Origin of the sequence: Marinobacter lutaoensis, assembly GCF_001981305.1 — a bacterium.
GTDB classification, from domain to species: Bacteria; Pseudomonadota; Gammaproteobacteria; order Pseudomonadales; family Oleiphilaceae; genus Marinobacter; species Marinobacter lutaoensis.
On record NZ_MSCW01000001.1, the window covers coordinates 140,876 to 167,341 of the forward strand.

25 protein-coding genes are annotated in these 26,466 nt (G+C 60.8%); 18 read left to right on the forward strand and 7 right to left on the reverse strand.

Annotation, left to right across the window (positions count from 1 at the left end; all coding sequences use genetic code 11):
* Positions 1-5: 5 nt before the first annotated feature.
* A complete protein-coding gene (locus BTO32_RS00635) occupies positions 6-1,226 on the reverse strand; it encodes a type II secretion system F family protein (RefSeq protein ID WP_076722515.1) in 1,221 nt (406 codons plus the stop codon).
* A gap of 2 nt (positions 1,227-1,228) precedes the next feature.
* Positions 1,229-2,947, reverse strand: a complete 1,719-nt coding sequence (gene pilB / locus BTO32_RS00640) for a type IV-A pilus assembly ATPase PilB (RefSeq protein ID WP_076722516.1) — start codon at positions 2,945-2,947, stop codon at positions 1,229-1,231.
* Between the two features lie 395 nt (positions 2,948-3,342).
* On the opposite strand from pilB, the gene BTO32_RS00645 reads away from it, so the two are divergent.
* The 3 genes from BTO32_RS00645 (at position 3,343) to BTO32_RS00655 (ending at position 6,158) form a co-directional block, all read left to right on the forward strand.
* Entirely contained in the window at positions 3,343-3,786 is a 444-nt protein-coding gene (locus BTO32_RS00645) for a pilin (RefSeq protein WP_076722517.1), read from the forward strand.
* A gap of 88 nt (positions 3,787-3,874) precedes the next feature.
* Positions 3,875-5,632: a PglL family O-oligosaccharyltransferase gene (locus BTO32_RS00650; protein WP_175618616.1), complete on the forward strand. Its 1,758-nt coding sequence runs from the start codon at positions 3,875-3,877 to the stop codon at positions 5,630-5,632.
* A gap of 82 nt (positions 5,633-5,714) precedes the next feature.
* A complete protein-coding gene (locus tag BTO32_RS00655) occupies positions 5,715-6,158 on the forward strand; it encodes a pilin (RefSeq protein ID WP_076722519.1) in 444 nt (147 codons plus the stop codon).
* Between the two features lie 15 nt (positions 6,159-6,173).
* Here BTO32_RS00655 and BTO32_RS00660 read toward each other — a convergent pair whose 3' ends face one another.
* Entirely contained in the window at positions 6,174-7,535 is a 1,362-nt protein-coding gene (locus tag BTO32_RS00660; protein WP_076722520.1) for an MBL fold metallo-hydrolase, read from the reverse strand.
* Between the two features lie 90 nt (positions 7,536-7,625).
* On the opposite strand from BTO32_RS00660, the gene cysQ reads away from it, so the two are divergent.
* From cysQ to BTO32_RS00675, 3 genes are all read left to right on the forward strand, one after another.
* Entirely contained in the window at positions 7,626-8,393 is a 768-nt protein-coding gene (cysQ, locus tag BTO32_RS00665) for a 3'(2'),5'-bisphosphate nucleotidase CysQ (protein ID WP_076722521.1), read from the forward strand.
* A 3-nt stretch (positions 8,394-8,396) separates the two neighbouring features.
* Positions 8,397-8,876 (forward strand): transcription/translation regulatory transformer protein RfaH, encoded by a 480-nt coding sequence (gene rfaH / locus BTO32_RS00670; protein ID WP_076722522.1) that lies wholly within the window; start codon positions 8,397-8,399, stop codon positions 8,874-8,876.
* 138 nt (positions 8,877-9,014) lie between these two features.
* Positions 9,015-11,096, forward strand: coding sequence for a GGDEF domain-containing protein (locus tag BTO32_RS00675; protein WP_076722523.1), 2,082 nt, complete (start codon positions 9,015-9,017; stop codon positions 11,094-11,096).
* 18 nt (positions 11,097-11,114) lie between these two features.
* Here BTO32_RS00675 and BTO32_RS00680 read toward each other — a convergent pair whose 3' ends face one another.
* The 4 genes from BTO32_RS00680 to BTO32_RS00695 all read right to left on the reverse strand — a co-directional run bounded on the left by BTO32_RS00680 (position 11,115) and on the right by BTO32_RS00695 (position 14,888).
* Positions 11,115-11,681, reverse strand: coding sequence for a PilZ domain-containing protein (locus tag BTO32_RS00680; protein ID WP_175618617.1), 567 nt, complete (start codon positions 11,679-11,681; stop codon positions 11,115-11,117).
* A gap of 140 nt (positions 11,682-11,821) precedes the next feature.
* Positions 11,822-12,946, reverse strand: coding sequence for a thrombospondin type 3 repeat-containing protein (locus BTO32_RS00685; protein WP_084206730.1), 1,125 nt, complete (start codon positions 12,944-12,946; stop codon positions 11,822-11,824).
* A gap of 133 nt (positions 12,947-13,079) precedes the next feature.
* Positions 13,080-14,168, reverse strand: a complete 1,089-nt coding sequence (locus tag BTO32_RS00690) for an OmpA family protein (RefSeq protein ID WP_076722526.1) — start codon at positions 14,166-14,168, stop codon at positions 13,080-13,082.
* Between the two features lie 120 nt (positions 14,169-14,288).
* Complete coding sequence (locus tag BTO32_RS00695) at positions 14,289-14,888, reverse strand: hypothetical protein (RefSeq protein WP_076722527.1); 600 nt, start codon at positions 14,886-14,888, stop codon at positions 14,289-14,291.
* Positions 14,889-15,019: 131 nt separating this feature from the next.
* Between BTO32_RS00695 and BTO32_RS00700 the strand changes: the two genes are divergently transcribed.
* From BTO32_RS00700 to BTO32_RS00750, 12 genes are all read left to right on the forward strand, one after another.
* Entirely contained in the window at positions 15,020-16,363 is a 1,344-nt protein-coding gene (locus BTO32_RS00700) for a hypothetical protein (RefSeq protein ID WP_076722528.1), read from the forward strand.
* 296 nt (positions 16,364-16,659) lie between these two features.
* Positions 16,660-16,863, forward strand: a complete 204-nt coding sequence (locus BTO32_RS17625; RefSeq protein WP_139338992.1) for a hypothetical protein — start codon at positions 16,660-16,662, stop codon at positions 16,861-16,863.
* 59 nt (positions 16,864-16,922) lie between these two features.
* Entirely contained in the window at positions 16,923-17,357 is a 435-nt protein-coding gene (locus tag BTO32_RS00705; RefSeq protein ID WP_084206731.1) for a TadE/TadG family type IV pilus assembly protein, read from the forward strand.
* A gap of 67 nt (positions 17,358-17,424) precedes the next feature.
* A complete protein-coding gene (gene cpaB / locus BTO32_RS00710) occupies positions 17,425-18,294 on the forward strand; it encodes a Flp pilus assembly protein CpaB (protein ID WP_175618618.1) in 870 nt (289 codons plus the stop codon).
* On the forward strand, positions 18,284-19,468 hold the full coding sequence (locus BTO32_RS00715) for a type II and III secretion system protein family protein (protein WP_076722530.1): 1,185 nt from the start codon (positions 18,284-18,286) through the stop codon (positions 19,466-19,468). The genes cpaB and BTO32_RS00715 overlap by 11 nt, the downstream gene beginning before the upstream one ends.
* 13 nt (positions 19,469-19,481) lie before the next feature.
* Positions 19,482-20,657: a CpaE/TadZ family protein gene (locus BTO32_RS00720; protein WP_076722531.1), complete on the forward strand. Its 1,176-nt coding sequence runs from the start codon at positions 19,482-19,484 to the stop codon at positions 20,655-20,657.
* A 17-nt stretch (positions 20,658-20,674) separates the two neighbouring features.
* Entirely contained in the window at positions 20,675-21,868 is a 1,194-nt protein-coding gene (locus BTO32_RS00725; protein WP_139338994.1) for a TadA family conjugal transfer-associated ATPase, read from the forward strand.
* Positions 21,865-22,782, forward strand: a complete 918-nt coding sequence (locus BTO32_RS00730) for a type II secretion system F family protein (RefSeq protein ID WP_076722532.1) — start codon at positions 21,865-21,867, stop codon at positions 22,780-22,782. Before BTO32_RS00725 ends, BTO32_RS00730 begins: the two co-directional genes overlap by 4 nt.
* Positions 22,775-23,647 carry a type II secretion system F family protein gene (locus tag BTO32_RS00735; protein ID WP_076722533.1) on the forward strand — a complete coding sequence of 291 codons (873 nt, stop codon included), beginning with the start codon at positions 22,775-22,777 and terminating at the stop codon, positions 23,645-23,647. The genes BTO32_RS00730 and BTO32_RS00735 overlap by 8 nt, the downstream gene beginning before the upstream one ends.
* 7 nt (positions 23,648-23,654) lie before the next feature.
* Positions 23,655-24,407 (forward strand): tetratricopeptide repeat protein, encoded by a 753-nt coding sequence (locus BTO32_RS00740; RefSeq protein WP_139338995.1) that lies wholly within the window; start codon positions 23,655-23,657, stop codon positions 24,405-24,407.
* A complete protein-coding gene (locus BTO32_RS00745; RefSeq protein WP_076722535.1) occupies positions 24,407-24,676 on the forward strand; it encodes a hypothetical protein in 270 nt (89 codons plus the stop codon). Before BTO32_RS00740 ends, BTO32_RS00745 begins: the two co-directional genes overlap by 1 nt.
* Positions 24,669-26,453: a Tad domain-containing protein gene (locus tag BTO32_RS00750; RefSeq protein WP_076722536.1), complete on the forward strand. Its 1,785-nt coding sequence runs from the start codon at positions 24,669-24,671 to the stop codon at positions 26,451-26,453. Before BTO32_RS00745 ends, BTO32_RS00750 begins: the two co-directional genes overlap by 8 nt.
* Positions 26,454-26,466: the final 13 nt, after the last annotated feature.

Consider the following 26,466-nt stretch of genomic DNA (forward strand, 5'->3'; position numbering starts at 1 on the left):
GCTTCTTATCCGACGACTTGACCCATCTGGAAAATGGGCAGGTACATGGCGATGATCAGGCCGCCTACCAGAACCCCGAGAACAGCCATAATCATCGGCTCCATCAAGGCTGTCAGGTTATCGACCATGTCGTCGACGACACTTTCATAGTGTTCGGCCACTTTGCCCAGCATTTCGTCCAGGTTACCAGATTCCTCGCCGATGGCCGTCAGCTGGACCGCCATCACCGGGAATACATCCTGCTGGCGCATGGAGGCCTGCAACTGGGTACCGCTGGCAACATCGGTCTTGATGTTCAGAATGGCGTCCCGGTAGACCGCATTGCCGGTGGCTCCGGCCACGGAATCCAGAGCGTCCACCAAAGGCACACCCGCCGCGAAGGTGGTCGACAGGACCCGGCCGAACTTGGCCACCGCTGACTTGTCCAGAATTTCGCCCACGATGGGCAGTTTGAGCATGTATTTGTCGACCAAATCCGAGAACGCGCGGGACCTGCGCCTGGATTCCCGGAAAATGAAAATGAAGCCCACAATGCCCAGCAGTACCGCAAACCACCAGCTCTGCAGCCATTCGGAGATATGAACAACCATTTGTGTGAAGACGGGCAGGTCAGCGCCAAACCCCTGAAACAGACTCTCGAACTGGGGCACCACTTTAACCAGAAGAATCGCGGTGACGATGATGGCCACGACGATAACCGCGATCGGATAGGTCATGGCTTTCTTGACCTTTTTCTTGAGATTCTCGGTTTTCTCGAGATAGGTTGCGACCCGATCAAGCATGGCTTCCAGAGCGCCGGCCTTCTCCCCGGAATCCACCAGGTTGCAGTAAAGCTCATCGAAGTGCTTGGGGTGCTTTCGCAGCGCTCCCGCGAAGCTCGTCCCGGATGAGATGTCGTTGCGAAGCGACATCACCAGTTCCTGCAGGCCTTTGTTTTCCAGGCCGTCTGCGACGATATCGAAGCTTTGTACCAGCGGTACACCGGCTTTCATCATGGTCGCGAGCTGGCGAGTCAGCATGGCAATATCGAACGGCGTGATCTTTTTGCTGCCGCCGAACAGGGGCTTGGGTTTCTTCCGGACTTTCTGGGGTATGATTCCCTGCTTGCGCAGCTGGGCCTTGACCAGCGCGAGGTTGGCGCCGGTCAGCTCGCCCTTGGTCTTGTTGCCCTTACGATCCTTGCCTTCCCAAATGTACGATTCCAGCTTCTGCGCTTTCTCTGCCATGCTTAGTCCTTCGTCACGCGGTTGGCTTCCTCGAGGCTGGTCACGCCCTGAATCACCTTCAGGAGCGCCGACTGGCGTAAGGTACGGAAGCCTTCGGCCTGGGCCTGTTTTGCAATCTGGATGGAGCTGGCCTCTTCCATGATCATATTGGCCAGAGTGTCGGTCACCTTGACCACCTCGTAGATCCCCACGCGCCCCTTGTAACCCCCATTGCATTTATCACAGCCCTTGGGGCGGTACAACGTAAAGCCTGTATCAATTTGTTCCTCTGTGAACCCTTCCTTCAAAAGGACGTCCCTGGGAACCTCCATGGGCTGCTTACAGCTAGAGCACAAGCGCCGGCCCAGGCGCTGGGCAATGATCAGACTGACGGACGTGGCGATGTTGAAGGCAGGCACGCCCATGTTCATCAGCCGGGTCAGGGTCTCCGCGGCGCTGTTGGTGTGAAGGGTCGATAGTACCAGATGCCCGGTTTGCGCGGCCTTGATCGCGATGTTGGCGGTTTCCAGATCCCGGATCTCGCCCACCATGATGACGTCCGGGTCCTGCCGCAGGAAGGCGCGCAGGGCTTCGGCAAAGCCCAGGCCCACCTTCGGGTTGACGTTGACCTGATTGATCCCCTCCAGGTTAATTTCCGCCGGGTCCTCGGCGGTGGAGATGTTCCGCTCGGTGGTATTGAGGATGTTCAGGCCGGTGTAAAGGGAGACTGTCTTGCCGGAACCGGTGGGCCCCGTGACCAGAATCATGCCCTGGGGTTGCTCCAGTGCTTCCAGATACAATTGCTTCTGGTCCTCTTCATAGCCGAGCACGTCGATGCCCAGTTTCGCCTGACTGGGGTCGAGGATCCGGAGCACGATTTTCTCGCCCCAGAGCGTGGGCAGCGTGTTCACCCGGAAGTCGATGGCTTTGGTCTTGGAAAGTTTCATCTTGATCCGGCCATCCTGCGGAACGCGCCGTTCCGAGATGTCCAGCTGGGCCATGATCTTGACGCGGGCGGCGATCTTGGGGGCCAGTTTGATCGAGGGGCGGGACACTTCCTTCAGAATACCGTCGGTGCGGTAACGCACCCGATACGTTTTCTCGTACGGTTCGAAGTGGATGTCGGACGCGCCCGTGCGGATGGCATCAAGCAGGAGTTTGTTGACGTACTTAACAATCGGGGCATCATCGACATCACTGGCCGTTACGGCGCTTTCGTCATCATCCTGTTCGCCCCCTTCCGTTTCTACGCCTTCGAGGTCGGCATCATCCAGTCCGTCCATCGCGGTATCGTGCGCATCCAGATAACGGTCGATCGCGGCACGGAGTTTGGCATCATCCACCAGCACCGCATCGGTACTCAGCCCTGTGTTGAACTTCATTTCATCCAGGGCCTGGATGTTGGTGGGGTCGGAAACGGCAATGAACAGGCGGTTGCCCCGCTTGAACAGCGGCAGCGCGTTGTGCTTGCGGATCAGTTTTTCGTCGACCACCTTCTCCGGCATCATGTCCGGCAGGAAGGCATCCAGATTCAGCACCGGCATCCCGAATTCCATGGCGGCCGAGAACGCAAGTTTCGCGCTGTCGGCCAACTGATTCTGCGCCAAATAGGTGATCAGTGGGATTCGGTTCTGGGAAGACTGAAGAAACGCTTCCTTGGCGACGTCCTCGTCCAGGAGTCCATCGTCGACAAAGCGCCGTGCCAGGCCGGTAAGCGTAACGTTGCTGCTGTTGGTTGCCATAATAAACGGAGTCAAAAAGGTGGTGTAAGTGCCTGAATGCCGGTTTGGATGATAGCACTGAGTGTAGATCGCGGGTCGAGCTTTTGAAAGTCGTTGCCCTTCAGGTTCCGTGGTTTCGCAGGTTTTTATCCATAGCATGAGGCGCGTGTTTTCGGGGTGGGGTGACAAAATTTGTCACTGAGTGACTGAATTTGGCTGAACCGGTGAGGCGCTTGTCTCCGTGAACTCGGTCACACGGTTTCCCAGAGCTTTGAATTCTCAGCCTTTTTTACGATGTTTTGCAATTGGCACAAAAAGTGCTCTGATGGGATTAGGCTCACAAACCGGCTGTGGTGGCCTCGATCACCCGCCCTGGGCCCATCCGAGTTGATCAACGACAGACATACAGGTCGGTAATGAAAAACATTCAAGTGAACCATGCCCAGAAGGGTTTCACCCTGATCGAGCTGATGATCGTCGTGGCGATCATTGGTATTCTGGCCGCGATCGCGATTCCGCAGTATCAGGACTATGTTGCGCGCTCACAGGTAAACCGTGTGTACTCTGAAATTTCTTCGCTGAAAACTGCGACCGAGGAACAGTTGATGCGTGGCATTAACCCCTCTGCAGCCTCTCAGCTGGGCTTCACCAGCTCCAATCTCATGAGCACGGCTCCGACAGTTTCGTTCACTGGTGGCTCCGGCACTATCTCCGCGACTCTGGGTACTGATGCAAGTACAGCGGTTGCTGGTGCTATCATCACTCTCAATCGTCAAGCAAACGGAACTTGGACTTGTACGGTTAGCGGAGGTAGTGCAGGCTCCTGGAAGACTGATTACGTGCCGACAGGCTGTAACTAATACGCTGTTTTCCTATGATGTAAAAGGGCGCTCAGGTAGCGCCCTTTTTTGTTGCTTATTGTTAATGTCGATGTATAAGGTGAATTTGGTGACACGCCTGGAATTGACCATCCATTATGCTTTGATGACAGCTCTTATCGTTGTGGCATTTTGTGTGCCATACCACTTTGTTCCAATAGGCTCTTTTATTGAGGAATTTATTGCTGGAGGGGCTGCAGTCATTGGCGGGGTGATAGCTTGGGCCTATATGCCACGGGAGCGACAGGTCTCCCAGGCAACTGTTTTATGGCTAATATGGGGCGGCGTACTTCTGATTTCATTTTTAGGTGCCGACTATTCTATGGTGTCTTCCGGATACTGGGTTCTTATTTATTGGTTTGTTGGGTTGTTGGCGATTGTTTGGATTGGTCGTTTGTCCAGTGAGATGTCGGTGACGCATGTTATCGAAGTTATTGCTTTGCTTTTCGTTTTTTCTGCGTTGGCGCAGAGTATTCTCGGTGTTGCGAAATTTTATGGGCTTTTGCGCGGCTACTGGATATTTGAAGCTGGAACTACTCGTCTTCCTGGGTTGATAAATCAATATAACCTCACTGCAAGTAGTCTGATGATAGGTATGGCATCTTTATTTTATTTGTATTTTAAGGGTAAGGTTGGCCTTTTTTGTGCATTTTTTGTTATTTATGTAACTTCGTTTGCGGCCATACTCACTGATACGCGTTCAATTCTACTCTATGTGGCTATTATTTTTATCGCTCTCTGGTTTGTCTATGGCGATGACGAGCGAATCCATAAAAAGCGAGTGGCGGCAATTGTCATAGCTGCAGCAATGACATCGTTGCTAGCGTTTATCAGTGTGAAGCCGGTCGATGCTTTTCTCGAATCTATTGGCCCCGATGATTTGCGTCGGATTTCCCTGGAGGACTCTGTGTCTACTCGCGATCTCTCGGATTTGGGGATTCGAGTAAGTGAAGCCAAAAAAATCGTTGCTGGGATTGGGCATGACTTATGGCTGGGAGTTGGGCCGGGAAACTATTCTGCCTACAGTTATATATGGGATGACTATGTTGAAGATGCCCGCCGTCCAGGGTCCTTGCCTACGCATAGCCATAATCTGTTTACCATGGTTATGGCTGAGGAAGGAGTTTTAGGGTTACTTGTGCTTCTGATTTTAATCTCATGCGTGGGCTGGCATCTTTGGGTGAAAAAAAAGAATGCCGAGTGGTTTTGGTTGGTGTCTTTTTTTGGAATCTTGTTTGTTTATAGCAATGTCGAATACCCTCTTTGGTATATGCAGTATTTGGTGGTTTTTCTTGGTATCTGTTCTTTGGTGCTGCCAAGTATTCGATTTAAAGTTGACTCAAGAGTTATTGGCTATGGTTTGTCGGCTGTCGCTTTGGCCGTATTCGGTTTTCTTGGGTTAAATTTGTCTTCTGGGTACTGGGATTTGGTTCAAGCTGATAGTAAGTCGTATTGGGGGTCCGATACTGTTCAAACTGTCCGTTCTTGGCAAGGTGATACTTTGCTGGGGCCTTATGCAACACTATTGTCGTATCAGCGCTTGTTGCCAAGTGAGAGTGAGTATGAGCGTGAGTCAGAGCTAGTAGAAAGGATGATGCTATGGCGTCCTCATAATCTTGTTCTTGTCCGAAAAATCCAGCTTCTTATTTTGAGTGGTGATATGGAAAAGGCTTGCGAAATTTCAGAAAAAGCCATTCGTTTCTATAAGTCAGTTTATTTCAAGCTGGAAGCAGATTTGCCAGTAATTGAAAAATACCGAGACATTGATGTTTCGCCTTATAGAAAGTGTATGGTGGATGCAGTGACCCGCTATCATAATGATGCCTGATTTCTTAGGTTTAGATGGCGGGGAATGAATTTGGCTCTATTTTTGCTTTTTGTGTCAGAGAGACCAGCTAAGAGCAAAGAGCATGTATTCGTCCAGCAAAGGCTTTACCCTGATTGAGCTGATGATCGTGGTGGCCATTATCGGAATCCTGGCGGTGGTGGCCATTCCTCTGTACCAGGGGTACGTTGCCAAAAGCCAGGTAAATCGTGCGGTTGGCGAGCTTGGGGCCTACCGGTCGGCGTTCGAGGCGGGCCTCGCCCATTCAAAGCCGATCAGTAACGAGACACTGGGATATACCCCTTCAACCCTGACCACGGGGAACCTCGCCACGGAAATTGCTACGGTGAACGCTGACGGATCGGGTCACCTGGAAGTGACACTGGGGGGCAAGGTTCACCCCGATTTGGCAGGGGTCGTGATTCGATTCGAGCGTAGCACGGTTGGTGAGTGGCGCTGCGAAATTGATCCATCGTCCGCTCCCGGGTGGCATGCAAGCTACGCACCGGGGAACTGTACGGTTCTGTAGGCAGGGAGGGAGGCCTCAGACCTCCACCTCCTCATACAGCTCCGGGACTTCCGCATCCCAGCCGAAGGTTTCGTGTATGTGCTTGCGCATGACGTCACTGGCGACCATTTCCCCGTGGGTGACATACACCTTCTCGGGTTTCAGTGAGCCCTGGCCCAGCCACGACAGGATTTCCCGGTAGTCGCCGTGGGCGGAAAGTGAGTCCAGGTTGTAGATGTCGGCCTTGACGGGCCAGTACTCCCCGTGAATCTTGACCGAATCGGCGCCGTGGACGAGGGCGTCGCCCCGGGTGCCCGGTGCCTGGAAGCCGGCGAACACCACGCTGTTGCGGGGATTGGGCAGCAGAGTCTTGAGGTGATGAAGCACCCGGCCACCGGAAGCCATGCCGCTGGCGGAGATGATGATGCAGGGGTAGCGTACCGAGTCCAGCTCAATGGATTCCTCCACGGTGCGGACGAACGTGGTGCTGTTGTCGATCATCTCGCACTGGGCGTTGCTGAGTCGGTGTTCCTTGCTGTGGTGGCAAAAAATCTCGGTGGCGCGGATGGCCATGGGGCTGTTGAGGAACACGGGCAGTTTCGGTATCCGCTGTTCGTTCATCAGTTTGTGGACCACGTACAGCAGCATTTGGGCCCGGCCAACGGCGAATGCCGGGACCAGCACGATGCCGCCGCGTGCCACCGTTTTGTTGACGATGGTTTCCAGTTCGGCCTCCGGATCCAGCTCACTGTGCTCGCGATCGCCATACGTGGACTCGCAAACCAGTACGTCGGCCTGCTGGATGGGCTCGGGTGGCCGCATGATCAGATCGTTCTGGCGGCCGACGTCACCGCTGAAGACGAGGGTCCGGCCGCTGTCCTGATGGCGGACGTGCACGCAGGCGGAGCCCAGGATATGGCCCGCCGGGGTGAAGGTAACGGAGAACCCTTTCACCGGCTCGAACGTGTCGTGGTAATGGCGTGACTCGAAGTGTTTGAGCGCCGCCCAGGCGTCCTTCTCTGTGAACAGTGGCTCGGGTTTTTCGTGCTTCGAGAACTTCTTCCGGAACGCGTACTTGGCGTCCTCCTCTTGCAGGAACCCGGCGTCCGGGAGCAGTACCCGGCACAGGTCGTGGGTGGCCGTGGTGCAGTAGACCTTGCCCCGGAAACCGTTCTTGACCAGTGCCGGCAGGTAGCCGGAATGGTCGATGTGGGCGTGGGTCAGGACCACCGCATCGATGCTGGCCGGGTCCACCGGAAACTTCGCCCAGTTCCGGCGGCGCAGGGTCTTCACGCCCTGGTACATCCCGCAATCCACCAGCACCCGATGGGAATCGTCCGAGAGCAGGTAACGGGAGCCGGTCACGGTGCCGGTGCCGCCGAGAAAACGAAGTTTCATGAAAGCATCCTTCTGTCTTGGAAATCCGTCAGTCATACTATGCCCGAAACCCGCAAAATGCGAATTGACATAAAGCAGGAAGCAAGGCTCATGCACTACAGCTCCATCCTCCCGGATGTCATCAGGATCGCGGACGAAGCCAGCGAGCGCGTCCTCCATATCTACGAGTCGGACTTCAAGGTCCGCTACAAGGACGACAACTCCCCCATCACCGCCGCCGACGAGGCCAGCCACGAGGTGATCGTGAAGGGCTTGCGCGCCCTCAGTCGGGACATTCCAATCCTGTCGGAAGAGGGCAAGGACATTCCCTGGGCGGAGCGGCAGGGCTGGCGCCGTTTCTGGTTGGTCGATCCGATCGACGGCACCCGGGACTTCACCCAGCGTACCGGCGAATTCACAGTCAACATTGCGCTGATCGAAGACGGTGAACCGGTGATGGGCGTGGTGACGGCCCCGGCCCTGAAGGAAGCCTTCTGGGGCGTGGTGGGCGAGGGCGCGTACAAGCGTGACCGTACCGGGCACGTGCACCGCATCCGGGTGGCCGAGCCGAAGGCGGCGAAGCGGGTGGTGGCGAGCAAGAACCACATGAACGAGCCGACCCTCGCCTTCATCGAGGCACTGGGAGAGCATGAGCTGGTGCAGGCCGGCAGCTCCCTGAAGTTTTGCCGGATCGCCGAAGGGCATGCCGATATCTACCCGCGCCTTGGTCCCACGTCCGAATGGGACACCGCCGCGGCCCAGGCGGTGCTGGTGGCCGCCGGTGGTCGGGTCGAGACGCTGGATGGCACCCCCCTGCGGTATGGCAAGGAAAACGTGCTGAACCCCAACTTCGTCGCCGCGGGAAGCTGGTATTTCTGAGTCATGACGTGGTACGCCATTCAGCACAAACCCGCCCAGGGGGATCGTGCCCTGGCGCACTTGCAGAATCAGGGCGTGGGCTGCTTTTACCCGAAAGTGGAGGTGGAGCGGATCTGCGGTGGCAAGCGGTGCCGTCGTCTGGAGCCGCTGTTCCCCGGCTATCTGTTCGTCAACCTCGACGACGCCAACCCGGTCTGGTCCCGGTTGCGCTCCACCCGGGGCGTGCTGCGGGTGGTGGGCTTCGGCAACCGGCCGGCTCCGATCGAGGATGACGTCATCGATCATATCCGGGCCAGCGTGGCGACGGTGGCGGCGCACGGTGGCATCCGCCCCGGGCAGACCATCGAGCTGGAGGAGGGCCCGTTCAAGGGGCTCCAGGCCGTTTTCCAGGCCTATGATGGTGAAGAGCGCGCTATTGTCCTGATCAGTTTCATGCAGTCTCGCCAGCGCATCCGAGTTCCCCTCAAATCCCTGAAAGTCTAGCCCGCCGTTGCCCGGCGGGCCTCTGTTAACTCCGTCACAGGCTATTCTTTGGTCACCCGGGCCCGGTTGTTATTTTCAGATATTGATAATATAAACTATATTATGTTGTACATTTTTGGTGGGAAGGGGGCCGGATGCATGTCCGAAGCATTGACTGAAAGCCTGATGTCGGCGTGGCCCGCCGTTGCGCTGTGTCTGGTCCTGACCCTGGCGCTGGCACGGCAGCGGGTCAACCTTGCCAAATCCGAACGGGCCACGGCGAAAGTATCGAACAAGTTCAGCCAGGCGGCGGAGAATCTACAGCGGTTGCAGCGGGACATTGAACACATGGTCCGGGAACTGCCGTTCTGCGCCCTGCTGGTGGAACGCGACACGGGCCTGGTGACCTGTGTCTCCCGCTATGCCGAGGAGCACCGCCTGGGCATGCCCGACGACGTGAAGGACCTGCGCCTGGAGTCGATTTTTCAGGGCCGCCACCCGGACCTCCTGCCAGGTATCCGCGCCAGGCTGGCCACGGGCATCCGGGGCCGGGTGGAGTTGCACGACAGAGTGCCGATGCGTCCGGGCACCACCGACGGCCAGGCCATTGAGGTGGCCGCCAGCCTGGCGCCGGTCGGTTCCCGGGTGCTGGTCACCCTGCGCTGGAAGGACGAGCCTGGAGCACGGCCGATGACCCGAGCGAAACGGGATAACTCGGTGATTCGCTCGATCCTCAACGAGTCCAACGTGGTGCGGGGCCTGGAAAAAGCGGTGGAACTGCTGCATGCGCGGGAACATGCGGGGCACGGTGTGGGTTTTTGCGTGTCCCTGCTCGATTCCCGGTCCCGTACGCTGCGGGCGATCTGGAGCCGTGGCCTTGAAGGCCGGATGCAGCAGTCCCTGAACACGATACCGGTGATCTTCGGCTATGCGCCCAATTCCACGGCCGCCCTGTTGTCGAAGGCGGTGCAGGTGGACAAGACTGCATTCCGGGACAGCTTCAGCTTTGACGAGCTGGAAATGGAGCGCCTCGGCGAATGGACATCGTTCCCCATCACGTCCAGCGCCGGAGAGGTGCTTGGCACCTTTGACCTGTTCGTGTTCGACGGCGTTCGTTTCGATGTCAGTCCGGATGCCATATCCAACTTTCTGTTTGTGGCCTCCGTCCTGCTGGAGCGGCATCAGGCGCTTTCGACCATCGTCAATCAGGCCAGGGCGGATCGCCTGATCAAGCGTATTGGCGAAAAACTGCTGTCGGCGGACGCCGGCCGCGAACTCGAGGTGCTGTATCACTGCATCGATGACTTGCAGGCTCACGCCGAGCTGGCTTCCGGTCGGGTGGGCCTGATTTTCTGTGATGAGGCGGGCGGCCTGGCCCAGACCGGAACCCTGTTCGAGGCCGGAGCCCGGATGGGGGAGGGGCGCCAGTGGCTGACCGAGCAGTTTCACCGACTGGCCACCAGCAGCGGACCGGTGACCCGGGACGGCGGGGAGGGGGCGGAGCTCCCGGAGTTGGTCTCCCTGACCGCCGGCGAAGACAGTGCGATTCAGGCGTTTGCCGAAAGCCTGCCGATCCGGCCGGAAACCCGGCAGGCGGTGTGGTCCGTGTTCCCAATGGCCTCGGGCGGGCACCTGGAGGGGCTGCTGCTGTTTGCCGATACCCCCGCCGTCACCTCCGAGCAGAACGCCCTGCTGTCTACCGTGGCGCCGATCTTCGCCAGCCACTTGGTCCGGACCCGACTGCTGCGCGAGCTGGAACGGCGAGCGCACCACGACCCGTTGACCGGCCTCTACAACCGAGGCCATATCGAGGAGAAGCTGAAAGCCGAGGTGGAACGGTCACTGCGGTACCGGAATACCCTGTCGGTCATCCTCTTTGACATTGATCACTTTAAGCAGATCAACGACACCTACGGCCACGACGTGGGTGATGAGGTGCTGCAGGCGGTGGCCCGGCGGGTTGAGCGGTCGCTGAGGAGCGTGGATCGGGTCGGGCGCTGGGGCGGGGAGGAATTCCTCGTCATTCTGGCGGAAACGGGCAAGGATAGCGCCCTGCTGGTGGCGGAGAACCTTCGCCGAACGGTGGCAGAAGGGGAGTATGGCTTGCCCAGTCCGGTCACCGTGAGCGTAGGGGTGGCTCAGTTCCGCTCCAGTGATGGCACTGGCAGCTTGGTCAAGCGTGCGGACCAGGCACTGTACCGGGCCAAGCAGAACGGCCGTAATCAGGTGGCGGAGGGGTGAGCGGAGCCCCGCCCCCCCCTAGGCCTGCCGTGCCAGGCCGGCCTCGGCCGTCCTGACTTTGCGCGCCTGCTGCTGGAGGATGTAACGGAACAGCCGACGCCGGTCGACTTCGTCGAGATTCACGAACTTAAGCCGGAGCCGGGTAGCCTCGTCCGTGGCTTCCAGACCGACCCGTGACGCCGACAACCGCATTGGCTTGCCGCCATCTTCCAGGTACAGCAGCAATTGCAGAAAATGTCCGACCCGCTGAAGGCTCCCGGGCGGCAGTTCGATGCAGATGCCCCCCTCGCTGAGGGAGACCGGGCGGCGCCTGGGATCGGCGTGTTGCTGGCCGTCTCCGTGTTCGACAACGGCGTACCGTTCCGTCAAATGCTCGGACAGCCGCTCCCGAATTTCCCGTGCGGTCAGGCACTGTTCATCCCGGGCCTGTCGGAGGGCCTCCATCACGGCGTCCAGAATGTCGCCGTGCCTGGCCCGCACTCTGGACGATTCGGTGATCTCACAGCGCGGGAACCGTTGCCGGTCCCGCTCATGGATCTCCACCCGGATAAAGTCGGACACCCTGAAATGCTGCCTTTTCTCCATGTCTGTCATCTCCGGAAACACCATCCGAACCTTCCCATCAGTCTATTCTTGCAGGTCGAAAAGTACAACATAACCTATGGTATACGATAACGATAATCCACATGGAACTCGATCCTCATCCGGGAGTGTCTGTCTATGGATTACGGGGCGACGCCTTCCTTGGCGGCGCACACGCGGCTGACCTCGAGCTCTTCCAGCAGGGAAACCAGCTCGAACCCGCCGCTGAAGATCTCGACGCTATCGAAGGGTAGCGATGTCTCGAACACCAGGTATTCGAAGTCGTCGCCACCGATCACCTGGGACAGCCCGAGCAGGTCGAGGTCGGCGCCCACGCTGCCCTCGGTCTCTTCCTGAACCTCACCGTTGAGCAGAGTGCGGATCTGCAGGCCGCCGTTGGTCAGCAGGCCCAGCTGCACGATCTGTGGCGCGTTGCGAACCGCGACCCCCAGACGGTTGCCGGCGGGATACACGAAGTCCGTACCGGTGCTGACATTCAAGGTGACGGTCGAGAGTCCCAGTAGGTCGCTGTTGTAGATGACCGCGGCATTATCGGTGTCATCGTCCGTCAGGTACCCGGGGTTCTGTACGCCGCACAGCAGTGAACCCAGGTCGCCACCCCCCAGAAGGCAATGGGTGGCATCCACCGAGGTCATCGCCCGAGTGTCCGCGTCGTTGGCCAGCATCGGGCTGTAGATGCCTTCCACGGAGCAGCTGTAGCCATCCTCAATGCCAGGATCGCAGGCATCGCCGATGCCGTTGCCATTTTCGTCGTTCTGGCTCGGATTGGCGACCATCGGGCAGTTGTCGGCACTGTTGAGCACGCCGTCATCGTCCTGATCCGAGTCACAGGCATCCCCTGTACCGTCGCCGTCGAGGTCCGACTGGCTCGGGTTGGCCACCTGTGGGCAGTTGTCCCACGGCTGGTTGACCAGGCCGTCGCCAATGTAGGGCTCAATGGCCGGATACTGATCCGGAATACCATCCCCATCGGTGTCCACGGTATCGTCGCAGAGTGCCGGGTCGTCGCCGGGAACACGGGGGCAGGCATCATCCTCGTTGGGGATGCCGTCGCCGTCCAGGTCCTCGTCGGTCGGGTTCAGCACAGGCGGATCGCCGGGGTCATCCGGGGGAGTGCCGGTGTCGTCGTCATTCTGGGTGTCGTCAAGCGGCAGCCGGCCATCGCTGTCGCCGGAGTTGCAGCCTGCCAGAAAGGCCGGAGTGGCTATCAATAACGCCAATAGGAAGTGTTGCAGTCCATGATTCATCGTGATTGTCCCTCTGTCGGTCGTGCGTTCTTTATATGTAATATAGACTATTTTATGCTGTACTCATTGTTTGAGCCTTCATCGTACTCGAAGGGCCCCGAGGGCGGTAGCCGCCTCGGGGTCGGCCTGGGTACTAGCGCGTCTTCTTCATGATCTCCGAATAGGTGCCGAACACGATGGCTTCCACCCGGCGATTCCGGGCCCGGCCTTCAGCGGTGTCATTGCTGGCAATGGGCTGGGATTCCCCCATGCCCGAGGTGCGGATACGCTCGGCACTGATGTTGAACTGGCTGACCAGTACCTTCATGACCGCGTCGGCCCGGCTCTTGGACAGGCGTTGATTGTAGGAGGCGGGGCCGGTGCTGTCGGTATGCCCTTCCAATAGGATACGGGCCGTGGGGTACTGTTTCAGTACGCGGGCCAGTTTGCCGATTTCCGGATAGTACGCCGGGCGGACTTCGGTCCTGTCGTGCTCGAACTCGACGTAGAGCGTTTGCTTGATTTCCCGGGTCAGCTCCCTGGCGCAGCCTGCCTCATCCACAAGGGCGCCTTCGGGGGTGTCCGGACACCGGTCCCGTGCGTCTTCGACGCCGTCGCCATCGGTGTCGGCCGGCGGTGTGGACAGGCGCGCCACGTCCAGCGGTTGCCGGGGCCTCGGGGCCGCCGGGAACTTTCGGCCGAACACATAGTGAATACCGGCAAACACCTGGCCGTCGATGTAGTCATCGTCCACCTCGAGCCGGCCCCGTACGCCGGCTTCCGCCAGGAAACGGGGTGAAACCATCCGGTGCAGCCCGCCCTCCAGGTAGAGCATGTCCTCGTTCTTGGAGCCCAGGTCCGTATCCAGGTTGGAATGGCTGTAACCGCCACCAGCGAAGGGCCGCCAGCCGGCGAGACGGTAATCCGTCGGGTGCAGGCGGCCGCCGATGCTGCCTCGCCAGAGTTCGACATCCAGGTTCAGGTTGCGGGTTTCCGGTTCGGCGTAGCTTCCCTGCAGCAGCAGGCTGATGTTCGGGTTGAACTGGTGCGTGAAGTTGAGGCCAAACTCCCAGTCGTTGGACAGGTCGTCCTCCGCGCTGCCGCCGTTGCCGGAGGTGCCTGCGTCCACGTAGCCCACTTCAGCTCCGAGGCTGCTGTAGCTCAGCGGAAAATCCTGGGAAGCCAGAGTGAGGGGAGGTAACGAGATGATGATGGCCAGAATGGCATTCCTGAGGCTGCGCATATCGGGACTCCTTGTCGATCGACAGTCTACGTTGGCATATGATAGTACATACTATAACGAAAAAAGTGTTCTTGCACCGGTCGATGGTAAAAAAGTGAGGTGCCCGCCTTGGTCGGAGCCTCAGCCGCGATCCCGGGGCAGGCGGAACTGGAGCTGGGTTCCCGGCGGGATGACCATGACCTCATCGGTCAGGATTGCAGCCATGTTGTAGACGGTAACGAACTTGGCTACGCCAAAGCGGGTGCCAACATCGTAGGCGATGGCATGCAGTTCGTTGTAAGGGGGCAGGGTTGCGAGCCGGTCCAGCAGGTCCATTCTGAGCGACGGCTTTCTGGGGAAGTCTTCGTGCGGGGCACCTTCAGCGTCCAGCCAGCGGTTCCAGTGCTGGTTGATGTCATCCAGCACTTCCCGGTTGGCGCGCTGGGGCAGATTCAGAAAGCGGCAGCTGGCGAAATTGTCCAGCCTTTGTTTGTTGGCGTCCCAGTCGCCGATCTCGACTTTGATGTCGGCAAAGCACACACCCTGGCCGGAATGGGCGCTTTGGCGCACGGCCGCGCCAATCAGGCTGCCGGGCCCCTTGTGACCATACAACAAGGTGACGCCGTTGCTCGGGAACCGGAAGCCCGGGAGCTGAAAGTAGTCTGGCTCGCAGAGGGTGTGCAGGCGGGGCTGGGAGTCCCCCTCATAGAAGAAAAACGTTTTCGCCCCAATAACAGACACCTTGGAGAATCCTTGTGGCAGACTTTGATTCGATGAACGTGGTGATTACGGGATATCGTCAGGTTCGTATGGGCTTATGTTACCATCCGAAATCGCGGAAAATCGATTCCCTGTTCACAAAGGTATAGTTCATGCGGCAGTCCACGAGCGAATTGACCCACCCCTCCGGCCCCATCAGCGGGCATACGCTTCGGAACCTGAAACTGGTTCTGGAAAGCGTGGTAGGCGATGGCGAAGTCCGGGATCTGGATCTGGCCATGCTGCTGAATGTACCGGTCAACCGTCTGGGGCGGCTGAAAAAATCCGGTGCCCCCGCCGACGTGGCGAATGTCGCGGACACCGACGGGAACGAGGACGACGACGCGCCGACCATTCGTCCCAATCAGGCCGTGCTGGTGCGTTTGTTGCTGAAGTATCCGGAATACGCTCCGCTGACCCTCCGGCCCTCCAACGCCGAGATGTTCGATCTGCTGGCACCTTTGATGCCCGGCAACGAGGGCCAGCCTCCCGGTAAGCAAGGATACGCCCCGTTGTTCGGCCGTTCCTATGTCTCCTCCTATAAGATGCTCTCCGAAGGCGAGGCCACCAGCCTGCCGGTGGTGCGCCTGCAGATGCTGATGGTCGGCTGCCTGGCGGAAATGTTTCGGGAACTGTGCCGGCAGTACATCGGGGAGGCCACCGTGCCGGTGCCGGAATACGTCCAGGAAAGCCTGCGGCAGGATACCGGCTGGCACCTGCTCCGGGCCCGGGACTCCCTGACCGACTGGATGCCGGACCCGGTTTATGACACCTTCACCGTCCAGTTGCATGAACGCTGGCGTGCCTGGTTTGAGGGCCGCTACCTGGGGGTGCTCCACGATGAAGCCGTGTCTCGGGATATCGATCCGGACAGGGCGCTGGCCAAGGGGGCCTGGAGCAACCGTAACGAGGTCACCACCGAGGATCTGCGCCGCTACAGTCGGGCCACTCAGCCCATTCTGGGGCGGGAAGACAGCCTGTTCAGCCTGTTCCGGGAAAGTTTTGGCCTGACCAGCGCCGAGGCTTTCTGGACCCTGGGCCTGCAAGTGAAGGCCTACTATCGTTTTCGGCAACGGGCACACCAGCGTATCGACGCGCCCTCGGCAATTCTGGTCCGATACCTGTTCCGTTATCCGGAGGACCTGCGCCACATCATTGCACTGCCCCCCAGTGGCGCAAGTGTCCTGCGGGCGATTCAGAAGATCGATCCGGAGTTCCGGACCAGTCAGTTGGGGCCATTGTTCGGCGCGTCCCGGGTGATGAGTTACGAATTTGCATCCGATCAGCAGTCCTGTCCGTTCTTCGCGCGACGCCTGGCCACGGTCTTCGCCGAGCAGCACCGTCGGGGGCGGCCGATCTATGCCCAGTTGCGGGAATGCGTGGAGGATGAGCTGCGCGCGCGTGGTGTGAGCGCGGAGGCATTCTGGAAGGACGGGCGATGGAACCCGGAAGGGTAGGCGGCCAAGTGTAGCCGGTGTGGTGGTATTTTGCTGTAACCAAATTTATAGATTTGGGGTGTGTTCGTCTTTTTCTGTGTCCGGCCAGACGGTTTCAGCACCAAAGTTCACAATTTTTTTCATGACATGACCTTTTAATTGGCCGGGAAGTCGGTAATATGAGTGATATAACAATACGGCTGCCCATATTATAATATGGAGTATGCTTTTCTAACCTCGTTTCCAGGGTTGGTATTGTTACAAAAATAAGATCATAAACAGGGATTTCAGGGATAGCTGTTGAGAGGGTATTCGCCATGAACTTTGGACATATTGCGTTTCGTCGTCATCAAGCCTCCATGCCTAAACGGCAGAAAGGGGCCTCCTCACTGGAATACATCATGCTGGCGGCCGTTCTGGTCGCGATTCTCGTCGTTGTATCGAAAACCGACTTGGGCGGCCAGGTCGCGGGCTTCTTCAGTGACATCTTCAGCTTTGCGACGGATCAGGTCCCGGAGTGACGCCGCGTCGGCGCCTGTGGTGACCTGAATTAGAGACCCCTTCGCTAAGGATGCTGATCATGGATCGGAGCAGCCGTGGTGTCGTAAGCCTGGAGTTCGTGTTCATCCTGCCACTGATTGTCGGGCTGTTTTACGGTGGCGCCGTATACGGCGTGCTGTTTCTCAACAAGCTGGAAATGCAGCGGGCCGTGGACATGGCCTCGACCTCGGTGTTCCACCTGGATCGGCGCAAGTTCAGCCAGTTTGGCGACGAGGTGGTGGACCACAGCGAGGATGCCTTGCAGGGGCTGGTGGCCGGCCTGCCCGACCGGATCCGGAAACACTTGACCGAACAGGCGTGTGAGAACGTCTCCACCGGCGGTGTGACATTGGTGGAATGCCGGTTGCGGGCGGTCAGCGAGGAGCCGTTCCTGCCACAACTTAACCTCGGGTTCCTGGGGCGGTTCCCGCCCCAGCCACAGGAGTTGTCCGCAAGGGCCGCTGTGGCGTTCTGAGTGCAGGCCGGGCCCGTGGGTGGTCTGGCGAACAAGGATAGGAAGGCGGCGTATGCGGATGAGATTCATGTCCACCCTGCCAGCGGTATTGCTGGCGGTGATTGCGGTGGTGCTGGCGGTGACCGGTCTGGTCCGCTACAACCAGGAGCAGGCCCGGGTGGCGGAGCCGGCCGCCGGCCGGGCGAGCCCGCCGGACGAGCCCCCCGCGCCCCGGTACACCTACCTGTTCGCCACCAAGGACCTTGCGCCGGGCACGGAGCTGACGCCGGACCTGTTCACCCGGATCGAGACGCCGGTTCAGCTGCCCGGTGCCCTGACTGAGGCGGATGTGCCGTTTGGCCAAACGCTGGCTGCGGCGGTCAAGGCCGGCCGGCCACTGACCGAGGATGCCATGGTCGATGCTACGCCTCTGCAACAGGTGGTGGCGGAGGGCATGCGGGCCATGGCCTTCGAGCTGGACCCGCTGACCAGTGTCGGGGGGCTGCTGCGGCCCGGCGACCGGGTGGACATCATGGCCACCTTCCGTGGCGACTCCCGGGATATTGCCGTCAGTTCTCCGTTGCTAGAGCAGGTGCAGGTTCTGGCCATTCGGGGGGCGATCGAGCCGGACGCCGCGGCCGAGGAGGATGATCGCCGCCGCAACGCCACCATGGTGCTGGCCATTCCTGAAGCCCAGGTCGGTCGGGTGGCCCTGGCCGCTGCGGAGGCTCGGCTTCAGTTCGTGGCTTCCAGCCCGGATGCTGGCACCCCGGAGGCGGTCGCCGGAACACCGTCCGGGCGGCCTCCGGTCTTCCTGGCCGACATCCGGCCGCTGTCGCCCGACGCTCGGGCCCGCAAAAAAAAGGAAGCCGCCGCTCCGTCAGCCGAGGAAGAAAAGCCCGGGCTGAAGGTGCAGGTGTTTGAAGGGTCAGACGCAAGGACCGTGTATGTGCGCTAACACCGTGAAAGTCGCTCCCCGTTCCCTCGGCCCGCTGATACTGGCCCTGGCGCTGCTGTTGGCGCAGCGCCCCGGCATCGCTGGCGAGGCGCCGGTTGCCCTCAGCCCGGGGCAGCAGCATGTGCTGGTTTTTGCTCGTCAGCTGGAGAAGGTGGCCGTTTCCGATCCGGAGGTGGCATCGGTCCAGGTCAGTGGCGAGCAGGAAGTGCTGGTGACGGCCAAAGCGGCGGGATCGGCGTCCGTGCGGGTCTGGCTGAAGGGCATCGGTACGCCACGCACCACGGACTACCTGGTCACCGCCACCGCTGGTCAGCGCCCGCCGGTACCGATGCAGGTGCAGACGGACATCCGCGTGGTGGAAGTCAACCGGCAGAAACTCAATTCCCTGGGCTTTTACTACGCCAAGCTGTTCAGCGGCGGGGACAACGGCGTGGGCATCGCGCCAGGCGGGGGCGCGTTCGTGCGGCCCGGGGGCGTGCCCTCCAGCCTGCAAGGCATCACCTCCGAAGGCTTCAACCTGTTCAGGTTTGGCGACAGCTCCCTCAGCATCATCAATGCCCTGGAATCCGGTGGCTTTGCCTACACCCTGGCCGAACCTTCCCTGGTCAGTCTCAGTGGCCAGAATGCAACCTTTCTATCGGGGGGTGAGTTCCCGATCCCCGTGGCCGGCAGCGACGGCGACATTGAAATCGAGTACAAGCAATTCGGCGTCAGCCTGTCGCTCACGCCGACGGTGGTCGACGAGCGGCAAATTATTCTCAAGGTGGCGCCGGAGGTGAGCGACCTGGATTTCTCCTCGGGCGTGACTTCTGGCGGGGTGTCGGTGCCGGGCCTGCGCGTGCGCCGCACCGAGACCATGGTGTCCATGGCGCCGGGTGAAAGCTTCATTATCAGCGGCTTGGTCAGCCGTACCACCTTCAACAACAGTGACCGTATTCCCGGCCTCGGCAACATCCCCGTGCTGGGCGCGCTGTTCCGTTCGGACCGGATTTCCGACGAGCAGCGGGAGCTGATCATGGTGGTGACCCCGCATCTGGTCAGTGCCTTCAAAGAGCTGCCTGAAGAGGCCCGGAATTTCGGCAAAAAGTATGAGTACAGCAGCACCGAGTGGGGCGACATGGTGATCAATTCCAGGGACGGCACCGAGCCGCTCGAAAGCGGCCTGAGCTGGTAGGGAGTCCGACGGCATGAGTGAAACGCTGATTTGCATTGCCGAGGACGTGGGAATCCGGGTCTGGCTGGAACGGATACTCGACGATGAGTGGCTGCTGGAGTTCGTCTCCGCCTCGGATTTGTCCCGGGTCAGCCGCCTGGCCCGGGCCAGCAACGCCCGGGTGGCCATTGTCGCGATCGACGAGGACGATCCGGATAAATCCGCCAAACTGTTCTCCGCTCTGGAAAAGTCGAACCCGGGGCTGAATCTGGTAGCGGTGGCCCGGCACATCTCCCAGGAACTGCTGCTGGACATTATGCGGGCCGGCGCCCGTGACTGCCTGATTACCGCGGTGGACGCGGATCGGGCCAAGGACCGGCTACGGGCCTTGTCCCAGCCGGTGCCGGCAAGCCTCGAGCAGGCGTCGGCACGGAAATCCGGAAGCATCACCCTGGTGATGGGCGCGGCCTCAGTGGTGGATACCCGCTTCTTCAGCCAGAACCTGGCCTGCGAACTGAACCGGCAGCAGCCGGAGGCCAAGGTGCTCGCCATCGATACCATGGCCACCGACAGCCATGCCTTCTATTTCGACACGCTCAGCCGGCTGACGCTGAACGACCTGGTCAGGCGCACGGATTCCATCGATGAGTCGTTTGTCAACACCGCCCTGGAGGAATACAACCCGGGGCTGCGTCTGTTGTCCGGCCGCGTGCTCACCGACACTCTGACCGGTGATGCATCCGCGGACCTGTTCATCGCCATTTCCCGGTTGGCGGAACTGTTCGATCACCTGGTGATCCGGGTGGTGGAGCACCAGGCTGAAACCTGGCTGAAAATCCTCGGCTCCGATGTCAACCGGCTGTTCATCGTGGCCAACCCCATGGTGGAGCAGGTCCGGGCCACCGAGGCCATGCTGCAGGCCAGCCGTCAGTGGCTTGGTAACGGTTGTGAAACCCATGTGGTGATGGACGGCTATGAAAAGCGGGCCACCCTGTCGCTGGCGGAGGTGGAAAAAAGCTTGGCCAGAGAGGTCAGCCTGCGCCTGCCCATCGAGTGGCTGCACCGGCTGGACTCGATTAACGCCGGGGTGCCGCTGTCGGAGCTGCCCAGGCGTACCCTTTACCAAAAAAAACTGGCCGAATTCGTGAAGATGCAGTACGCCCGCAGGTCGGCCGCTAGCGGCGCCACGGGCTTCTTCAAACGGCGCTGAGTCGCGGGGGGTAACGGGTGGTTACGCGTGTCGATGAAGAATACCAGCAGCTGAAGAAACAGGTGCACGCGCACCTGATCGACCGGCTGGACGAGGAAGGCATCGAGGTGGAACTGACCGAGCGCGGCCAGCTGGAAAATTTCGTTCGGGCCAACGTGACCCAGTACATCGCCAGCCAGAGGATTCCCTTGGCCACCGCCGACCAGATCATGCTGGCGCGGGAAACGCTCGACGAAATCGTGGGTTATGGCCCGCTGGAGCCGCTGCTCGCGGACGACCAGATCAACGACATCCTGGTCAACGGCCCCACCAGCATCTTCGTGGAAGTGGCCGGCGTACTGCAAAAGGCACAGACCCGGTTCATCGACGACGATCACGTCATGCGCATCGTGCGCCGGATACTGGCGCCCCTGGGGCGTCGCCTCGACGAGAGCAGCCCGATGGTGGACGCGCGGCTGCCGGACGGTTCTCGGGTCAACGCCATTATTCCGCCCATCGCCCTGGACGGGCCGTCGGTCTCCATCCGCAAATTTACCCAGAAACACCTGAGCGCGACCGACTTGGTGAACCTGGGGTCCATGACCCGCGAATGCCTGGAACTGCTGATCGGCATCGTTGAGGAACGCCGGAACCTGCTGGTCAGTGGGGGTACCGGTACCGGCAAGACCACCATCCTTAACATGCTGAGCCAGTTCATCCCGAAGGACGAGCGTATTGTCACCATCGAGGACTCGGCCGAACTTCAGCTCAACCATCCGCACATCGTGCGTCTGGAAACCCGCCCCGCCAATGCCGAGGGCACCGGACGGGTCAGCGCCCGCGACCTGGTGGTCAACGCCCTGAGGATGCGGCCGGACCGGGTGATCGTGGGCGAGGTCCGTTCCGGCGAGATCATTGAGCTGCTGCAGGCCATGAACACCGGCCATGAAGGGTCCATGAGCACCATCCACGCCAACTCCGCCAAGGACGCGCTGATCCGTATCGAAACCCTGCTGGCGGTGAATGGTTACGACGCCAGCGAACGGGCCATCGGCCGACTGATCGGATCTTCCCTGGATGTGGTGGTGCAGCTGGCCCGCCTGCCCAATGGCCGGCGTCTGGTCAGCGAGGTGGTCGCCATGACGCCCACACAGGCCAACCCGTACCTGATGAAAACCCTGTATCGTGCCGCCGAGCTGGTGGACCCGGATGACACCGGAGGTCAGCCGTGAACGCGCAGCTGCTGTGGCTGTCCAGTCTCGGGGTGGGGCTGCTGGCGCTGTTGGTGCTGGGCGTGCAGGTGGTGGTGGGGCATCTCCGGCACACCGGTAACCTGAAAAAACAGGTCCTGCGCCGGCTCAACCCGCAGACCGTGGCGGACACCCGGAAGAAAGAAGGCATCGATCTGGGGCCGGTGGAGAACTTTCTGATCCGGGCGGGCATCCGAATGTCGCTCACGCGCCTGGTGCTGGTACTGACGGTGACGGCGGCGATCATCCTGGCCCTGGCGGTGTCGCGTGGCGTGCTTGAGGCGGTGGTGGCTCTGGTGTGTGCCGTGCTCATCTTGATGACGCTCTGGCGGATCAAACACGAACGCCTGCGCCGGCAAATCTTCGAGGAGCTGCCCGGGATCGTCGATGCCATGTTGCGATCCCTCGCCGCCGGCCGATCGGTGGAGCACAGCTTGGTGATTGCGTTTGGTGACGCCTCGCCGGTCTTCGATCCGCTGAATTTCCGGCTCCGGGGCGCTGTCCGGCAGGGGCGTGACTATACCCGGGTGTTGGACAGTTTCGCCGAGCTGTACCGCATCCCCCCGGTCACCCAGATCGCTATTGCCCTGAGGACTTCCGCGCACTTCGGCTCGTCGGTCCGGCCGGTGTTGCAGGAGGTGGCCAAGGCAATCCGTTCCCGCCAGGAACTGCGCCGGGAGTTCATGGCCGCGACCTCTGAAACCCGTTTCACCGCAGTGGTCTTCGCACTCCTGCCGCCGGGGCTGGCGGTCTACATCGTGCTGATGAACAAGGGGTTTGCCCAGGCGCTGCTCAGCACCGATACGGGCCATACCATGATGGCGGTGGCCGGCGTGCTGCAGGTACTCGGCTCCATCCTGATCTGGAACCTGATCCGGGGGGTGGGGCGTGGTTAATCTCTGGTTCGTGATGGCGATTGTCCTGGCGGCCGCGTCCGTGGTGTATGCCTGGCGGGTCGCGCCGGACCGCGCGCTCCGGGCCCGGGTCAACGCCCGGCTGCATCACCGTGAGTTCCGTGCGGACACCGAGGTGGACGACTCCCTGCTGGGGGCCTTCCTGTTCTGGCTGGTGGAGCGCCCGCTGATGGCTGGCGACTTCAAAGAGTTGGAAACCGCGTTGGATGCCACGGGCAAGACGCCGTTGCAGGCCCGCCGCTACTATGTCCTGGTCTGTTGGGTGCTGCCGCTGGTGGTGCTGTTGGCCACGGTGATCGCCTTCGATGTACTGGTCAGCGCCATTGCCTTCATGCTGGCGTTTTATCTCTCCCGGCGCAGCATTCGCAGTGCCGGCGCCTCCGCCGAGAAACAGCAGAACCGGGAAGCCATCGAATTGTGCCACATGACCCGGATGCTGATGGAAGCCGGTCTCAGCCCGGAACGCTCCCTCAAGCTCATCTCCCACCAGGCCAGGGGGCTGATGCCCCTGCTGGTCCGCCGGATCGACCGCTTCAATCGGGTCATGGAAAGCGGCGCCGACCGGAGCCGGGCCCTGGACGAACTGGGGCGCAACCGCAACCTGACGGTGCTGCGCAGCTACGCCACCCTGATGAAACAGGCGGGCGCCCTGGGCTCTGGGGTTTCCGGTGGCCTGGAACAGATCATTGCCGAAGCCCATCACGAGGAACGCAGTAAGTTGAAGGAAGAAACCAACCGCGTGGGCGCCCGGATGACCATCATCATGATGGTGTTCATGTTGCCCGCTCTGTTCATCCTGATCGGTGGGCCCGCCGTGCTCTCCATCATGGACGCATTGCAGAGGTAGGCCCCCCATGATCCGTACCGACCCGACGCCACCGAACATCCGCAAGGAGCCACTGATGATCCACTCCCACGCTGCCCTGATGCCCGCCCTGGTGCTGCTTGCCGTCTCCGTGCTTTCCGGGTGCGCCACCCTGGCTCCGGACACCCGTGACGAGCTGGGGCCGCAGCAGGCCGGGGACCGGCTACAGGTCCGTTGCGCCACCAACCTGACGCCCGAGCACCGGGTGGAGCTGGATGCCATTGACTCGATGATGGCCTCCTCCCACAACTACGCCGCCCTGGCCCGGTTGGAGGCACTGCCGTTCTCCACTCAGCAGCACTGGTTGCGCTGGGCCCAGTTGCTGGCGCAGGTGGATCAGTTGGATTACTCCCAGGACGTCTATCGTCAGATCGCCGAGGCGTGTGGCAGTGCCGAGGCCTACCACGGTCTGGGGGTGGTGTCCGTGAAAGCGGGCCGGATCGAAGCGGGGCTGGACGCCCTGTCGACCGCGAAGGCCCTGGAACCGGCCTCGGCCGACATCCGTAATGACTTTGGCGTGGTGCTGATGGAGGCCGGCTTCTATGGCCAGGCCGCGTTCGAGCTGCGTACGGCTTACGAGCTGTCCGGAGGCAAGGACAGCACCGGCCGGAGCATGGTGGCCGCGTACTATCTCCACGGTGGCGAGACGTCCGTTGCCCGGGTCCGGCGAGAACTGGGCCTGGACGACGAACTGGTGGCGGCCGGTATCGAATTCTCCAAACGCTTTGCGGGAGGTTCCTGATGATTCGTATCGTCTGTCTGACCGGCGCTCTGATGCTGGTCGCCCCCACGGTCCTGGCCGCCGATCCCGAACCCCTGCCGGGGCTGGTGGGTGTCAGCTTTGCCAAGGACGCGCGCGCGGTACCGCGCAAGGTTCTGGACCAGCAAGCGGCGAAACCGGCCCGGGGTGGGGAGCTGAGCGCCACCCTTTACGTGAAGACTCAGGAGCGGCTGGCGGAGTCCTTCCAGCAGCCGATCCCCGACAAGATGGTCGAGTCCACCCGTGACTGAACCGCGACGGCAACGCGGGGTCCTGGTCTTTCTCACCCCGTTTCTGTTGGTGGTGCTCGCGGTCATCGTGACCCTGGCCATGGACGCGGCCCGCATCTACGCGGTGCGCGGAGACATGCAGCGCGTGGTCAACGCCGCCGCCACCGCGGCTGCCGACGAGGCCCAGGCCTGCGGTGTCGGCGATCTCGGGCGGATGCGTGCCAGGGCACTGGCGGCTGCCCGGCGACTGGGGTTCGAGGGTGACGACAGTGAACTGGAGGTGATGGCCGGTGTTCTGTCGCCCAGTTCCGACAACCCCGATCAACTCCGGTTCACGGCCACGCCCCCGGCCCAGAGCAACGCCACGGTGGTTCGGTACAGCCGCCGGGAGCCGGTATCCTCGCTGTTGCCTACGTCGCTGGTCGCGCCCATCGAGCTGTCCGTCAACGCGGCGGCGCGCAAGGAACTGTATGCCGCGCTCAGTGCCAACGCCTCCGCCGCCACCGTGCATGAAGGGCTGTTGGGCAACCTGCTCGGGGCGGTACTTGGGCAAAGCAACTACAGCCTGGACCCGACCGATCTGGCCAGCCTGGAGTCGACCTTGCTCGGCGTTGGTGATCTTCTGGATGTGCTGGGGCTGGACGACGTCACCGACCTGCTGGATGAGCCGCTGATCGACGTGCTTGACGGCGTCGTTGACCTGCTGGGCGGGGTCACCACCCCACTCGGGGCACTGGTGAATGACCTGACCGGTGCCGCCGGCCTGTCCGGCCTGGATGCCTCCGCTGTACTCAGCATCGCCGGGGATCCCTCGGCCGCCAAGAATGCGGAGTTTCCGCTCTACGATTTCGTCATGAGTGTGGTGCTGAACAGCGCCAGTGCGCTTGGGCAGGGTGCAGGCCTGCTCAGCCTGACGGTGGACCCGTCCCAGTCCCCGGCGCTGTCAACCCTGCTGGATAACCCACTGCTGGGTGACCTGGACATCACCCTGAACCTGAAGGTGGACAATCCAGCACCGGTGGTCATCGGGCCCGCCCGCCAGGCAGCCAGCGGCGACTGGATGACCGAGGTCTCGGCCACCGATGTCTCCCTGGAGGCGTTGGTGGACCTGCACCTGTCCGCTGGCTTTCTGGGCGACCTCATCAGCGCCCTGACCCTGACCCTGGTTCAGACGGAGATCCTCGACCACATTCGCGTGCCCCTGGTGGTGCAGGTCGGCGGTGGCCGGGCCCGGTTCATCGGCGCCCGCTGCGCCCGTGGCGACAGCAACACCGTTGACCTGGAAATTCTCGCCGAGCCTACCGTCGCCAACGTGGCAACCGGCACTCTCGACAGTGACGGCAGCGTGAGCCGGGAACCGATACACGCCACTATCCTGAAACTTCGCCTGCTTACCCAGCCCCTTGTCAATCTCTGCGTCGACGCGGACCTGGGGCTGACCCTGCCGGTCGCCGGGAAATATCAGGAAGTGGTCGACTTCCCGCTGCACTGTCCGCAGGCAGCCTGTAGTGGCACCTTCACCGGCGGTGGTCCAACCTGGGTCGAGGGTCTGGATGTCCAGCTGGAAAATCTTGCCCTGGACTGCGGACAGCCGAGCCTGTTGAGCGGTCTGAACGTGGTGGTCGATCTGCTGACGCCCTTGATCGAAACCCTGCTCAACCTTGTCACCACCGTGGTTCTGCAAGGCATCGTATCGCCACTGCTCAGCATCCTGGGCGTGGACCTGGCAGGGCTGGAGGTGACCGTGGTCGGGGTTGACCAGCTTGGCAGCCAACTCATTGAAAATGTGCAACTATGATGGATAACGACAC

Excerpts from the sequence above, each read along its gene's own strand:
- BTO32_RS00635 (WP_076722515.1), bottom strand. The coding sequence starts at position 1,226 with ATGGCAGAGAAAGCGCAGAAGCTGGAATCGTACATTTGGGAAGGCAAG.
- pilB (WP_076722516.1), bottom strand. The coding sequence starts at position 2,947 with ATGGCAACCAACAGCAGCAACGTTACGCTTACCGGCCTGGCACGGCGC.
- BTO32_RS00645 (WP_076722517.1), top strand. The coding sequence starts at position 3,343 with ATGAAAAACATTCAAGTGAACCATGCCCAGAAGGGTTTCACCCTGATC.
- BTO32_RS00655 (WP_076722519.1), top strand. The coding sequence starts at position 5,715 with ATGTATTCGTCCAGCAAAGGCTTTACCCTGATTGAGCTGATGATCGTG.
- BTO32_RS00660 (WP_076722520.1), bottom strand. The coding sequence starts at position 7,535 with ATGAAACTTCGTTTTCTCGGCGGCACCGGCACCGTGACCGGCTCCCGT.
- cysQ (WP_076722521.1), top strand. The coding sequence starts at position 7,626 with ATGCACTACAGCTCCATCCTCCCGGATGTCATCAGGATCGCGGACGAA.
- rfaH (WP_076722522.1), top strand. The coding sequence starts at position 8,397 with ATGACGTGGTACGCCATTCAGCACAAACCCGCCCAGGGGGATCGTGCC.
- BTO32_RS00675 (WP_076722523.1), top strand. The coding sequence starts at position 9,015 with ATGTCCGAAGCATTGACTGAAAGCCTGATGTCGGCGTGGCCCGCCGTT.
- BTO32_RS00680 (WP_175618617.1), bottom strand. The coding sequence starts at position 11,681 with ATGGAGAAAAGGCAGCATTTCAGGGTGTCCGACTTTATCCGGGTGGAG.
- BTO32_RS00685 (WP_084206730.1), bottom strand. The coding sequence starts at position 12,946 with ATGAATCATGGACTGCAACACTTCCTATTGGCGTTATTGATAGCCACT.
- BTO32_RS00690 (WP_076722526.1), bottom strand. The coding sequence starts at position 14,168 with ATGCGCAGCCTCAGGAATGCCATTCTGGCCATCATCATCTCGTTACCT.
- BTO32_RS00700 (WP_076722528.1), top strand. The coding sequence starts at position 15,020 with ATGCGGCAGTCCACGAGCGAATTGACCCACCCCTCCGGCCCCATCAGC.
- BTO32_RS17625 (WP_139338992.1), top strand. The coding sequence starts at position 16,660 with ATGAACTTTGGACATATTGCGTTTCGTCGTCATCAAGCCTCCATGCCT.
- BTO32_RS00705 (WP_084206731.1), top strand. The coding sequence starts at position 16,923 with ATGGATCGGAGCAGCCGTGGTGTCGTAAGCCTGGAGTTCGTGTTCATC.
- cpaB (WP_175618618.1), top strand. The coding sequence starts at position 17,425 with ATGTCCACCCTGCCAGCGGTATTGCTGGCGGTGATTGCGGTGGTGCTG.
- BTO32_RS00715 (WP_076722530.1), top strand. The coding sequence starts at position 18,284 with ATGTGCGCTAACACCGTGAAAGTCGCTCCCCGTTCCCTCGGCCCGCTG.
- BTO32_RS00720 (WP_076722531.1), top strand. The coding sequence starts at position 19,482 with ATGAGTGAAACGCTGATTTGCATTGCCGAGGACGTGGGAATCCGGGTC.
- BTO32_RS00740 (WP_139338995.1), top strand. The coding sequence starts at position 23,655 with ATGATCCGTACCGACCCGACGCCACCGAACATCCGCAAGGAGCCACTG.
- BTO32_RS00745 (WP_076722535.1), top strand. The coding sequence starts at position 24,407 with ATGATTCGTATCGTCTGTCTGACCGGCGCTCTGATGCTGGTCGCCCCC.